The organism is Marinobacter sp. es.048 (assembly GCF_900188435.1).
Classification (GTDB): Bacteria; Pseudomonadota; Gammaproteobacteria; order Pseudomonadales; family Oleiphilaceae; genus Marinobacter.
In genome coordinates, this window is the sequence record NZ_FYFA01000002.1 from 1139955 (window position 1) to 1153243 (window position 13289).

The 13289-nt window shown below is 58.2% G+C and carries 12 protein-coding genes; 4 read left to right on the forward strand and 8 right to left on the reverse strand.

The features are described 5' to 3' along the window. Nucleotides 1–8: 8 nt before the first annotated feature. The 3 genes from glpK to CFT65_RS16275 form a co-directional block, all read right to left on the reverse strand. Nucleotides 9–1490 carry a glycerol kinase GlpK gene (gene glpK, locus CFT65_RS16265; protein WP_088829103.1) on the reverse strand — a complete coding sequence of 494 codons (1482 nt, stop codon included), beginning with the start codon at nt 1488–1490 and terminating at the stop codon, nt 9–11. A gap of 256 nt (nt 1491–1746) precedes the next feature. Further along, nucleotides 1747–3366, reverse strand: coding sequence for an ATP-binding protein (locus tag CFT65_RS16270; RefSeq protein WP_323807568.1), 1620 nt, complete (start codon nt 3364–3366; stop codon nt 1747–1749). Nucleotides 3367–3388: 22 nt separating this feature from the next. Further along, nucleotides 3389–4126, reverse strand: a complete 738-nt coding sequence (locus tag CFT65_RS16275; RefSeq protein ID WP_088829104.1) for a response regulator — start codon at nt 4124–4126, stop codon at nt 3389–3391. A 247-nt stretch (nt 4127–4373) separates the two neighbouring features. Here CFT65_RS16275 and CFT65_RS16280 point away from each other — a divergent pair, with 247 nt between their 5' ends. Both CFT65_RS16280 and CFT65_RS16285 read left to right on the forward strand, forming a co-directional pair. After that, a complete protein-coding gene (locus tag CFT65_RS16280; protein ID WP_088829105.1) occupies nt 4374–5135 on the forward strand; it encodes a GNAT family N-acetyltransferase in 762 nt (253 codons plus the stop codon). Nucleotides 5136–5152: 17 nt separating this feature from the next. Further along, nucleotides 5153–6013, forward strand: a complete 861-nt coding sequence (locus tag CFT65_RS16285) for a lysophospholipid acyltransferase family protein (RefSeq protein ID WP_088829106.1) — start codon at nt 5153–5155, stop codon at nt 6011–6013. Here CFT65_RS16285 and CFT65_RS16290 read toward each other — a convergent pair. The 4 genes from CFT65_RS16290 to CFT65_RS16305 all read right to left on the reverse strand — a co-directional run bounded on the left by CFT65_RS16290 (nt 5931) and on the right by CFT65_RS16305 (nt 10329). Further along, the gene (locus CFT65_RS16290) at nt 5931–6401 is read right to left on the reverse strand and encodes an FKBP-type peptidyl-prolyl cis-trans isomerase (protein ID WP_088829107.1); all 471 of its coding nucleotides are present in this window, start codon (nt 6399–6401) and stop codon (nt 5931–5933) included. The genes CFT65_RS16285 and CFT65_RS16290 overlap by 83 nt on opposite strands. Beyond that, nucleotides 6401–8611, reverse strand: coding sequence for an acetyl-CoA hydrolase/transferase C-terminal domain-containing protein (locus CFT65_RS16295; RefSeq protein WP_088829108.1), 2211 nt, complete (start codon nt 8609–8611; stop codon nt 6401–6403). Before CFT65_RS16295 ends, CFT65_RS16290 begins: the two co-directional genes overlap by 1 nt. 131 nt (nt 8612–8742) lie before the next feature. Then, nucleotides 8743–9066: a hypothetical protein gene (locus CFT65_RS16300; RefSeq protein WP_088829109.1), complete on the reverse strand. Its 324-nt coding sequence runs from the start codon at nt 9064–9066 to the stop codon at nt 8743–8745. A 225-nt stretch (nt 9067–9291) separates the two neighbouring features. After that, nucleotides 9292–10329, reverse strand: coding sequence for an NADP(H)-dependent aldo-keto reductase (locus tag CFT65_RS16305; RefSeq protein WP_088829110.1), 1038 nt, complete (start codon nt 10327–10329; stop codon nt 9292–9294). A gap of 126 nt (nt 10330–10455) precedes the next feature. On the opposite strand from CFT65_RS16305, the gene CFT65_RS16310 reads away from it, so the two are divergent. Together CFT65_RS16310 and CFT65_RS16315 are read left to right on the forward strand one after the other, a co-directional pair. Continuing rightward, on the forward strand, nt 10456–11664 hold the full coding sequence (locus tag CFT65_RS16310; RefSeq protein WP_088829592.1) for a glycosyltransferase family 4 protein: 1209 nt from the start codon (nt 10456–10458) through the stop codon (nt 11662–11664). Beyond that, entirely contained in the window at nt 11630–12208 is a 579-nt protein-coding gene (locus CFT65_RS16315) for a phosphatase PAP2 family protein (protein WP_088829111.1), read from the forward strand. Before CFT65_RS16310 ends, CFT65_RS16315 begins: the two co-directional genes overlap by 35 nt. Nucleotides 12209–12211: 3 nt before the next feature. Here the strand turns inward: CFT65_RS16315 and dinB are convergent, their stop codons facing one another. After that, the gene (dinB, locus tag CFT65_RS16320) at nt 12212–13276 is read right to left on the reverse strand and encodes a DNA polymerase IV (RefSeq protein ID WP_088829112.1); all 1065 of its coding nucleotides are present in this window, start codon (nt 13274–13276) and stop codon (nt 12212–12214) included. Nucleotides 13277–13289 lie beyond the last annotated feature (13 nt).

Here is a 13289-nt window from a genome sequence, read left to right on the forward strand (position 1 = left end):
TTCAGACCCTAGTTGTTGCACACCCGCTCGACGGCATCCAGCCAGCCAGCATAGAGCGATTCTCGCAGAGCCGGGCGCATTTCCGGGTGAAACTGCCGCTCACGTTCCCAGAGCCCGGATATCTGCTCAAGGCTGTCAAAAACACCAGTCTGCAGCCCGGCCAGGTAGGCCGCTCCCAGCGCAGTTGTCTCGGTAACCCGCGGGCGATCAACAGCGACGTTCAGTATGTCGGCGAGGAACTGCATGACCCAGTCGTTCACCACCATGCCGCCGTCCACCCGCAGCGATTCGAGCCGGGCTCCGTCGTTCTGTATCGCTCGCACCAGATCCTTGGTCTGATAGCACACCGACTGCAGACCGGCAGTAACAATCTCGCCAATTCCCGTATCCCGGGTCAGGCCCATGATGGCTCCGCGGGCGTGAGGATCCCAATGAGGCGCTCCCAGTCCGGTAAACGCCGGAACCAGATACACCGGATTGTCGACTCCGACCGCCTCGGCATGGGCCGAAGATTCGTTGGCATGGGCGATCAGCTTGAGCCCATCCCGCAGCCATTGCATGGCCGCACCGGCGACAAAAATACTGCCCTCCACGGCATAGCAGGGCTTGCCGTCCAGGCGATAGGCCATGGTGGTCAGCAACCGGTTCTCGGACCGGACGGCCTGATCACCGGTGTTAAGCATAAGGAAACAGCCAGTGCCGTAGGTGCTCTTGGCCATGCCAGGATGAAAGCACGCCTGCCCCACCAGAGCAGCGTGCTGGTCCCCTGCAACCCCGGCAATCAACACCGAGGCACCTAACCAACGGGCTTCGGCGGTGCCATAATCTGAGGCACTGTCCAGAACCTCGGGCAACAAAGCCCGGGGCACACGGAACAGGGTCAGAAGGTCATCGTCCCAGTCCTGCTTATGTATATTGAAGAGCGCGGTTCTCGACGCATTGGTGGCATCGGTACAGTGGGATTTGCCGTCTGTCAGGTTCCAGAGCAGCCAGCTGTCGACGGTCCCGAAAGCCAACTCACCGGATTCAGCCCGGCTGCGCGCACCCTCCACGTTATCCAGGATCCACGCTATCTTGGTGGCCGAGAAGTAGGGATCAATCAACAGGCCCGTGCGATCCACAACCATATCCTCGTGGCCGTCAGATTTCAGCTTGGTACACCAGGATGCGGTTCGGCGGTCCTGCCAGACAATAGCGTGGAAGATCGGCTCACCGGTTACCCGGTCCCAGATCACAGTGGTTTCACGCTGGTTGGTGATGCCAATGCCCGCCAGTGCCGAGGCCTCGATGCCCGCTTTGTCGAGAGCACCGCGACACACCGCCAGAGTGCTGTCCCAGATCTCCCGGGCATCATGCTCTACCCAGCCATCTTTAGGGAAATACTGGTGAAATTCCTGCTGGACGGTTGCAACGCTGTTGCCCGTTTGGTCGAAAACAATGGCACGGGAACTTGTTGTCCCCTGGTCAATGGCGAGCAGATAACGGGTCATGGATGTCTCCTGTTGTTTCCTGAGATTCTAACAGCAGAGCAGCCGGGAAAGGGTGATGGATCCGGAATTTGGGAACGGGCATAAAAAAAGGGCCGGAAAACCGGCCCTCAAATGACGAATGAAACAAGGAAAGTTCGTAAGAACTACAACCTCAAAAGTCATCCCTTACGCTTCTGATTATTAACCGGGCCGCCCAAAACTTCAGTAGTGCTTGTGTAGCTGCTTTGTTACATCAGGTGAGGCGATGAGCCCTGCCTCACACAATTGAGTCCACAGGCTTTTTTCTGGGCCAGACCAGACTGAATTTTGCGCCGCCAAGCGTGTCGCTCCTGCTGACGAAAGCATGGCCCCCATGCCAGTAAAGAATCCGGCGGACAATGGACAAACCGAGGCCATAGCCGCCGGAAGTTCGAGTACGACTGTCGTCCAGTCGGGCAAACGCAGTAAACACTTTCTCCCAGTCTTCCTCGGGAATGCCGGGGCCATCGTCTTCAACGTCAACGCGACAGTTGTCTTCATCGAAATGGCAGCTTACCAGCACCTTGCCAGACGCATAGCGACCGGCGTTGCCCACCAGATTCTGGATCGCCCGATGCAGGTAGCGAGGCTCGATGTCCGACATCGCCCAACGTTCCGAGGCCTCATCAATGTTGCCTTCGATACTCAGCTCGGGCCGGACCATCTGTTGCTCAGAAACCACCTGGCGGACAATGTCGGTTACCGAGTTTTCCTGGAGAGAGAATACCGGCCCCCCCTGCTCCAGCCGTGCATAGGTCAGGATCTCATCAATCAGCTCGTCCAGTTCCTGGATATCGCCATCGATGCCGTCCAGCTGCTTTTGAAGCGCGGCCTCATCCTGGCAGTCCTCGATCATCTGGACGCCAAAGCGGATACGGGCCACGGGGGTACGCAATTCGTGGGAAACGGCATGGATCATCTCCCGCTGCACCTGCACCAGGCGCTGTATGTGCTCGGCCATCCCGTTAAAAGACGAGGCCAGACGGGTAACCAGCGTTCCTTCGCCTGTCTGGACTCGGGCACCCATTTCACCACGGGCGATTCGAACCGCTACCGACTCAACGGTTCTGAGATTACTGTCGACTTGCCGGAGCGCGAGGAACAGCGCAACCGCCAGCACACCGCCCAGCACCAGCACCAGCAGCAGAACCACCGGCCAGGCCCAGGCGTTAAACGCAGCCGGCATATCAATCCGGTACAGCTCGCCATCGGATAACTGAACGATCACCCGACCGCAACCGTCCGATTCGTCGGTGTAAAAGGCAAGGCCACGCTCGGCGACCTGATCCAGAACGTCAGGGTCCGGCAAAAGGCGTGCATCGTCCAGAGAATGGACTTCAACATTGAGAGAGCGGGCCAGCTGCGAGGCAACATTGAGACGATCATCCGCCGACGCAGAATCAAGATGCCAGCGGAAGATCAGGCCAGTGGTTTCCGATACATCCCGGTAGGGCTCGTTCAGACGGAGTTGTAGAACTTCTCCGGAAAGCCCGGTTACCAGAACCCGGTACCCCACGTCACTTTCGATACCAACCACCTGGCCGTAGCCAAGTCGTTCGAGGGCCACCGCAGACAGATTGAACCGGGAGGGGGCGCCCATACGGAGATCCACCGTCGAGGTGAGCCAATGGTACTGTTGAACCGGTGCAGGGGCGGCCGCCAGCCAACGCATGAGGGGCTCAGGAAAACGTTCGTGCCAGAACTGAGAGCGCACCGTATTGATGCCGGTGAACAGCAGGACACATATCAGGACAACCAGCGCAGTCAGGCCGGCAAGGCGGGCATAGAGCTTGAGGAAGAACTTCAGGGGCATGATACCAACCCTGGCATGGAACACCGGTGTGCGGGCGAATGGCACACCGGCTCCAGAGACTGAATCGTCAGGCTTCCTTTACGAACAGATAGCCTTTGCTGCGAACGGTCTTGATGCGCCGCGGATGAATGGGGTCATCTCCAATTTTAGGGCGAATCCGGGACACGCGAACATCTATGGAACGGTCCTGACCATCGTACTCAATGCCGCGCAAAGCAGTGAAAATTTCTTCCCGGCTGAGAACACGACCCGCATTACTGGCCAGTAACCAGAGCAGATCAAATTCGGCACTGGTCAGATCGATGCTTTCATCATTCAGCCAGGCTTCACGCATGGAGCGGTCAACAACCAGATCATTGAACTGGAGACGCACCGGTTCTTCGCCGCTTGCTTCGTCACCCGCACCCTGACCGGTCTCGGTGACCCGGCGCAGCATAGCGCGTATGCGTGCCAGCAATACCCGGGGCTTGACCGGCTTGCCGATGTAGTCGTCCGCGCCCATTTCCAGACCGAGAACCTGGTCCAGATCATCGGTGCGGGCGGTCAGCATGATGATCGGGCCGGAATAGAAAGGACGCACCCGACGGCAGATGGACAGTCCGTCTTCTCCCGGTAACATCAGATCCAGCACCACCAGATCCGGCTGCTCGTTGCGGATCCGCTCTACCGCGGGACCGCCATGAGTTTCCAGGGAGACAGTCAACCCGTTGCTTTCAAGATATTCGCGGGTTAACTCTGCCAACCGCTCGTCGTCCTCGACAATCAGAATTCGCCAACTTTCGTTTGTCTGTTCCACGCCATCCATCTCTGGTTTTGTTATTCCGGTTTCAGGTCATTCTGTGTACCTGACAATACAGGCAACCTGCTGTAACAGCAATTATACATGCTATTCAGAAATATACATGGAACCGCTGCTTCGTTACACCCTGTGACACAGGTCCCGAAAGCGCCAATTCATTCCCCAGTGTCACAGACACGTCACCTCGTGGTCACCGATGTGTCATACCGGCTTCATAGGCTTGTCGGGAAATGGAAACAAAAGAGACGACGCCATGACCACACAAACCGCGAAAGCCCGCCGCAGCGCCCGTCGCCTGAAAACCGACATGACCCGGTGCCCGAAACAGGTAGAAGTGGCCCAGCGACTGCGTTACCGGGTGTTTTCAGAAGAGTACGGCAGCAACCTGGGCGCACAGACGCCAGGCATCGACGCCGACGAGTTCGATACTGTGTGTGATCACCTTATAGTGACCGACCTTGATTCTGGCGAACTAGTAGCGACCACGCGGATCCTGCATCAGGCCAACACGGCAGCCGTTGGCGGCTTTTACTCGGCGGGCGAGTTCGATCTGAGCGCCCTGGAAAAACTCCCCGGCACCATCGCCGAACTGGGCCGCACCTGTGTTCACCCGGACTACCGCAACGGCGCTACCATCAGCCTGCTCTGGTCGGCAGTGGCCGAATACCTGGTTGAACGCGATGTTGACTACATGATCGGCTGCGCGAGCATCGGCATGTCTGACGGAGGCCTGAAAGCCTGGCGCATCGCCCGCCACCTCCAGAACGAGTATCTGGCCGACCAGGCTTTTCTCGTCAAACCGCTGCGGGCAATGCCGCACCTGACCCACACCCGAGACACCGATCGCCCCGTGGAAGTTCCTGCCCTGATTCGCGCCTACATGCGCCTTGGCGCCCGGGTCTGCGGTGAACCATGCTGGGATCCGGATTTTCGCTGTGCCGATCTGCTGGTCGTGCTGGAGGTAAGCAAACTGGCCGGCCGCTACAGCCGGCACTACATGCGTGCGGCGTCCTGAAACCGGGAGTTTTGGAGATGAGCTGGCTGAGACTCTGCGTTCGTCTCACTGCCTTTTTGGCTTTTCTGGCGGCCACTGCAATGCTGGCCGCCGGTTTGCGGCTAACCGAACTTGTTACCTGCAGAGCTATCGACCGGACACCCTGGGCGAGATTCTGTTTCCGATGGGCCTGCCGATGCCTGGGGCTGGACATACATCAGCACGGCTCACCTTCAGGCGATACGGTTCTGTTCGTCAGCAACCACATCAGCTGGTCGGATATTCCGATTCTGGGAAGCCTGGCGCCGATCCGCTTCCTGTCGAAAGCGGAAGTCGGTCAGTGGCCCGTTATTGGCTGGCTGGCACGGCAAGCCGGCACGCTCTTCATTCGGCGCGGAGGCGGCCAGGCCCGCCGGGTTCGGGACCAGATCATTGAGAATCTGCGGGCCGGAGAGAATGTTCTGATATACCCGGAAGGAACCACTAGCGCAGGTCTGACAGTATTGCCGTTCCACGGCCTGTTGCCCAAGGCCGCTCCAGAGAGCAAAACGCCGGTACAGCCAATCACCATTGCCTATCGCAGGGACGGGCGACCGGACCATCTGGCCCCCTTCATTGGTGACGATGAGTTCCACCATCATTTGTTGCGGATGCTCAAGCAGCCATCTGCCCGGGTCGACGTTGTTTTCCACGCACCGGTGCACCCGTCGGATAAGCTCTCGGGCGGAGAGTTCGCCGCCAGCCTGAGAGAGACCGTTTTGGAAGGACTGACCCGGATATACCGTGGTGACTTCGACAGGCCGGCAACAGAGCGCCTCAGAACAGAGGACGCCCCTGGGCGACCTCATCTTCCGTCGCTTCACGGCGGCCAACGATCTCCAGATCAAAGTACAGGGTAAAGCCCGCCAGCGGGTGATTGGCATCCACCTTCACCAGATTGCCGTCGATCCCGACAACCTGCACGATCTGCGCCTCATCGCCGGTGTTGGTCTGGAACTTCATGCCAATCTGCAGGTTCTCGATGCCTTCGAACAGTGAGCGCGGCACCTTGCGTACCAGCTCCGGCTTGTGTTCCCCGTACGCCATGGGCGGCGGCACCGTTACCTCAAGGCAATCCCCAACATTGCGGTCTTTAACCGCCTGCTGAATCCCTTCAATAATCTCGGGGCTGCCGTAGACAAAGTGCAGGGGCTCACTGCCTTCGGAAGTATCAACCAGCTCGCCGATCTTGTTTTTCAGTACGTAGTGAACGGTAAAAACGTCGGGTCTTGCTTGTGAAGCTGTCATCAGGTTTTCGAGTTTCCTGTATCCGGTGGTGATTCGAGCTGCTGCAGGCCATGAATAACAAGTCGCTGATCCAGCTTGTCCCGCAACCCTGCGGGGTTGCTAAGACCCATGCGCTCAAGCAGGGCCCCATACTGGCCTTCGTCATCCCGGGCCCGGAGGGCCTGTAACAGAGTCGACAGTTTACCACGGCGAGTAGCCGTTGCGGCCTTGAGCCCCTTAAGGGCTTTCCCCAACGTCAGTTCCTCATCGGTAAAGTCCCTGCCAAACGGGAATGGCGGGAACAGGCTGGCATCCCCCGCTGCAGCAACGGCGCGACGGATGGCTTGCGGGGTGTTGTTACACCAGTCGGCAGGGAGCCTGAATGCAGGATCCACCTTGCCTGCCCTCTGGGCTTTTTTAAGAAGCTCCTGCTGGAACCGGGAGTCGGCAACGCGGATAAGCCGGAGGAATACCTGCTCGTCTGACTGACCCCTCAGGTCGGCAATTCCGTATTCGGTAATCACAATATCCCGAAGGTGGCGGGGAATGGTGCAATGGCCATAATTAAAGACAATATTGGAGAGCACCTTGCCGTGGGATGAACGGGTGCTGCGCAGAGACAGTATGGAACGGGCGCCCGGCAGCTCATGGGCCATTGCAACGAAGTTGTATTGCCCACCTACGCCACTGACCACCCTGCCATCTTCGAGGCCATCCGACACCCCGGCGCCGTTGAGGGTGTACATCATTGCGGAATTGATAAAGCGGCCATGAACCCGCTGCGCTGCTTTAAGTTTCTGGTCGCCAAACGGGTGATCGTACAGGTGGTTGATGAAATTCACGCTGGTCATGCAGATCTTCGCGCGCTGCTCGTCGGTCAGCTCTCTGAGGTATTGATAGAACTGCTCGGGGCCAACGTAAAAGCCACCGTGCATCGCAATACCACCACTCAGCCTCTCTCCCAGAACGAGGGCTTCGATGGCTTCCCGGGCATCCGGATTATCCAGATCGCCCTCCACCGACTGATCACCAACTCGCAGCCGGCCACCCTTGAACTCGACAGACTCTCTGAAAATCCCATGCCGAACCAGCCAATGGACATCCTTTGCCCGAAGCGGGCTATCGATCAGCTTTTCCCGACGCAGGACATCCAGGGTAGCGAGTGAAACCTCCCCGCTGATATCACCACGGTTAATCAGCGTCTGCAGATCAGCGTGATCATAGACCTCGCGGCTAAGGATGCCTTCCTGCATCAGATACAGAAAGCCATCGACCATCATTTCACTGCAGCCATAAAGCCCCTGCTCGAAGGGCCGGGTGCCGCCATCTTCCCTGACCACAGGAAAGTTCTGATCGACGTTCAAATGATCAAACACTTTCCGCCAGACATCGTTGTGACTGTGCCGGAGTATGGCGCTGTGGACCAGAGCAGCGCCCAGCGAGCCGATTCCGACCTGAAGTGTGCCACCGTCCTTCAGCAAGGTACTGGCATAAAACCCGATCATGTGATCTTCTGGGCTGACCGACATCTGGGGGGCTGAAAACAGCGGGTAATCGCTGGAGGGCTGATCCAGCAACACATCAAAACGGTCTGCCTCAATCGCCGCATGGTGTCCGAACCAGGGAAGGTTCTGATTCAGCTCGGCCACCAGCGCAACCGGTGTGCCGGCAGCTTCCCGCTCCCGAAGCAAAGGAATCAGGTCCAGAGTCAGGTCGGGATTGCAACTCAGACTGACTTGCCCAGGCTGCCCATGGGCTTCACCCGGCGCCACCATCTGGGCGACGACATTGACACCCACGGCCATGAGATCGCGAACGGCATGGGTGTAGTTGGTACAAACGTAATGCCGCTGCTGGGAACGATTGTTCAGGTAACTGCCGGCCTTGAAGAAGAATTCCGAGACCTGGACATTCGTCGGGAGACGATTGGCTGATACATCCCGGGCGTAGGTCAATTCAGGAATTGGACCATACAGCCGCTCGACAAAGGGCCCCATAAAACGCTTCTCGAGCGAGGAGCCCCCCTTTGGCGCCAGAAGCGACAGTGCCGTAACAATGTGCAGACGGATTTCCGGATCGTCCTTGGCCCGCTGGTACAACGCATTGACAAAACGGACCGGTTTGCCAAGCCCAAGCGGCAAACCAAGTGTGATTTCCTTGCCAACCCGGCGAATCACCTCATCAACACAGGCGTTCACGTCGTTTGACAACTGCCCTCTATCACCCGCCATTACCAAGCTCCTTATCGGCTAATCAGCATGCTACGAGGGATGATCACATGAGGATCGGACACAGACAATGCGCCAGATCATGATTCTGACCTTTGAAGGTCTTGAGGGATTCAGCAAATGCGGGGAAAGACTCAGAAGTTCCACTTCAGATTCAGGCAGGCGCCCTCGTTCAGAAGTGCAATGCCATGGTCGGCCTGAGCCGGATCCGACGCATAATGTTTGCCGGTATGCTTCGAACGGGTCAACGTAAGGCTCAGCAGGCGGGAGCCAATTTCGGTAAATGCTTCGGAACTATCGTCTTCGAAATCGCCGGAAACCCGCTCCTGCATCTCGAAGATCTGCTCGCTGGTTGTCGTGCTCTCGACTTGCTCGAACACGCGCCCGGATGCTTCGGCACGGACGACGAATGCGAGGAGATTGAGAGCGAGTAATGCGACAAAGATGCGAATAATCATGACACTGCCTGAGACCTTTTTTCCGAAGCGGGAGTCTACGGATACCTTAGGCTTAAGTCTAATGATTAAGGGACGGAAAGATGTGAATCTGCACACAAAGCCGCCGACTTTTTGTCACGCGATCAGTCTGTTTTTGTCAATTTATGATCCCCAATATTTCAGAGTGTAACGGCACCCCCGGCCAGCGCCTGGTGACCGGAGGCTCAAGCCAAAAACCGAGGGGCGTCAGGGGCAGGGATAGGTGAATTCCTCGTGAATGCCCTCTATCGCTTCCAGTAAAGCGGGGCTCAGGGTGACCTTTGCGGACCCTATGTTTTCCCGCAACTGCTCCATGGACGTTGCTCCGATGATATTGCTGGTTACGAAACTGCGACTGTTCACGTAAGCCAGCGCCATCTGGACCGGAGTCAATCCGTTCTCCCGGGCCAGCTCGACATAGGCCTGGGTGGCATCCATGCCACGATTGCCGGTGTAGCGGCTGAAGCGCTCGTACAGCGTCATTCGAGCTTTTTCCGGCCACTTTCCTCCCAGATATTTACCAGACAACATGCCGAACGCCAGTGGCGAATAGGCCAGCAAACCGGCCTGCTCCCGGTGGGCAATTTCCGCCATTCCCACTTCGAACGAGCGATTCAGGAGGTTATAGGGATTCTGGATACTGGCCACCCTGGGCCAGCCCTTCTCACCGGCCAGGCGAAGATACTCCATGGTGCCCCAGGGTGTTTCATTGGACAGCCCGATATGTCTTACCTTACCCGAACGCACCAGCTCATCCAGCGCCTCAAGTGTTTCCTCGATCGGCGTGAAAGACTCATCCGGGTTGTGCTCGTAACCGAGCTTGCCGAAAAAGTTTGTACTGCGATCCGGCCAGTGCACCTGGTACAGATCAATGTAGTCGGTTTGCAGGCGTTTCAGGCTGGCGTCGCAGGCTTCCATGATGTGATCACGGGTCAGACGCGGACCATTGCGCAGGTATTTCAGGCCATTACCCGGCCCCGCCACTTTGGAAGCGATCACCAGGTCGTCACGCTTGCCTCTCCTGGCCAGCCAGTTCCCCAGATAGGTTTCGGTCAGCCCCTGGGTTTCCGCCCGTGGCGGTACCGGGTACATCTCGGCGGCATCAATAAAGTTGATGCCCTGATTCACCGCATAATCCAGCTGCTCAAACGCTTCCGTTTCGGTGTTTTGTTCACCCCAGGTCATGGTACCCAGGCAGATCAGGGTAACGTCGAGATCCGTCTTGCCAAGCTTTCTCGTTTGCATATCGTCTCCGATTCGGTGCGATTAACGGGTAAAGGGAATGTAACGGGAGTGTCGCATAACTGTCATGCCAGCTTTTCATAGTAGAGGCATGTCAAAGGAAGCACAGGAAAAACAGTGACCGAGACCATGCAGGCCAACCGGCGCCAACAACACATTACCATTGTTTCGGAGACTTTTCCGCCGGAAATCAATGGCGTGGCAAACACGCTCAGGCATCTTTGCCAGGGGCTGATGCAGCGTGGGCACCGGGTGACGGTTATACGTCCGCGACAGCAACATGAGCGCAATGGCCATGTTGCCAGCGCTGGCGAGGCCCTGTTCACCCGTGAACATGTGGTGACCGGATTGCCTCTACCCGGCTACGCAGACCTTCGCTTTGGCCTGGCCCGCACCAGCCAACTGAAAAAGTTCCTGGCCACCGACCGCCCCGATGCCCTCTACGTTGCTACCCAGGGTCCGTTGGGTATGGCCGCCGCATCAGCGGCACGCCAGATGGGCATTCCGGCAAGTTCCGGCTTTCACACTAACTTTCACAGCTACAGTCGGTATTACGGCGTCGGCATGCTGGAACGATTGCTGTGCCTCTACGGCCGCTGGTTCCACAACCGCACCGCCATCACTCTGGTACCAACCCGAAAAATGCAGCAGACGATTCGGACCATGGGCATTCCGGCAACCGGGCTCTGGAGCCGGGGCGTGGACTGTCACCGATTTACTCCCTACAAGCGGGACAGCACACTGCGCGAATCCTGGGGGTTGCAAGCCAACGACCGAGCCATTCTGTACGTCGGCCGGCTCGCACCGGAGAAGAACCTTCGCATGGCAGTTGCCTGCTTCGAGCGGATCCGGGGCCTTCACCCCCAGGCCAGGTTCATTCTGGTTGGCGACGGCCCGCTTCGGCCACAACTGGCTGAACGGCACCCAGACTACGTGTTCTGCGGCACCCGGCGTGGTGACGACCTGGCCCGGCATTTTGCCTCCGGCGACCTGTTCCTGTTCCCCAGCAAGACTGACACCTTCGGCAACGTGGTACTGGAGGCAATGGCCAGCGGCCTGGGAGTCGTCAGCTTTGACGACGCCGCAGCAGCCGAACACATACGCCACGAGGAAAACGGCATGAAAGCACCCCTGGATCAGGACGAGGCGTACGTCGACAGTGCCCTCCGGCTGGCTGATCAGCCAACCCTGCTAAACCGGATCAGGGCCCAGGCAAGGCTGGACGCCCTGGAACAGAGCTGGAACTCGCAGATCGAACAGTTTGAACAACTGGTTTTCAACCAAACCGCAAAGGCCGGATATCATGTCGTCAACAAGCAAAGCGTCTCGCTTCTTTGAACTGGCAGACCAGCGGGAAGTCGCTTTCTGCCAGTCTATTAACCGCGCCGTTCGTTTCCGGCCGGCCCTGGGCTATTTCCGACTGGTCAGCCGACTCGGCGACGGCTGGTTCTGGTACGCACTGATTCTGGTCATCCCCTTTCTCCGCCCGGAATCCGGGCCAGGGCTGGCACTGCTTATGGCGCTGACCGGCCTCACCTGCACCCTTAGCTACAAGTTACTGAAGCGCTGGCTTATCCGGGAACGCCCCTTTATATCTTTTCCGGCCATAAACTGCGGCACCCCACCTCTGGACCGCTACAGTTTCCCCTCTGGCCACACACTGCACGCTACTTGCTTTCAGGTTATGCTCACAGTGGCAGAACCGGCGCTGGCGCTCATCGTGCTTCCTTTCACTCTGAGTGTGGCGGCATCGCGTGTAGTCCTCGGCCTGCATTATCCCAGCGACGTCGCTGCCGGCGCCCTGATCGGTGGACTGATGGGCTACGCGGCCATGGGCTGGCTGCATTCAGATTTCGTTACAGCATTTGTAGGACCTGTCTAAACACTAATCAAACAGGCGCAACTGGGTAACAGGGGCATCATCGTTACGAAAACGCACACCCAGTCCCAGCAAGCGCACCGGTCGCTCCCGATTGGTCACCAGTTCTGCCAGCAGCGGCAGATAATCGTCCAGAGCGGGCTCTTTAACCTGCTCCCGGACCCGCTCCAGAGTATGGGTTGAAAAATCACTGTAGCGGATCTTGATAAAGAGCTTGTGGATTGGTTTCCGGCGGGCCTTGCGCGACAGACGAAGGTTGAGATCCGCAACCAGAGAGGCCATGACGGTCTGGCAGGCGGCCATGTCCGGCAAGTCCTGAGAAAAGGTTCTTTCCACGCTGACCGACTTGGCAATCCGCGACACCACGACAGCCCGGTCATCCCGTCCATGGACCATCTCGTGGAGACGATAGCCCTGCTTGCCGAAGCGCTCAATCAGAACGTCGGCCCCAAGCGCCTGCATGTCCCCGCATGTCTTGACTCCAAGTGCATGCAGTTTCGAAGCAGTTACCTGCCCTACTCCAAACAGTTTTTCAACCGGCAATCCCTGTAGGAACTCCTCAACCTCCTCCGGGCGAATCACAAACAGCCCGTCCGGCTTTTCCCAGTCGCTGGCGATCTTGGCGAGAAACTTGTTGGGCGCAACCCCGGCGGAGATGGTGATGCCTACTTCCCGGCGCACCCGCTCCCGAAGATGGCGAGCCATGAGCGTGGCACTGCCCTTGTGCTCGGTCACATCGGAGACATCCAGAAAAGCCTCATCCAGGGAAAGAGGTTCCACCAGATCCGTCAGTTCCCGCAGGATGGCCATCACCTGCTGTGACACCGCCCGATACCGACCCATGTCCGTCGGCACCGTCACCAGCCCCGGGCACAGCCGACGGGCCTCACTACCCGGCATCGCCGAACGCACACCGTACGCGCGGGCCTTGTAATTGCAGGTGGTTACAACGCCCCGACCACCATCACCGCCCACTGCCAGCGGCAAATCCCGGAGACTGGGATCGTCCCGCATCTCCACGGCCGCGTAGAAGCAGTCACAATCCACATGGATGATCTTGCGTTGTGGCATAATCAGGGGGCTC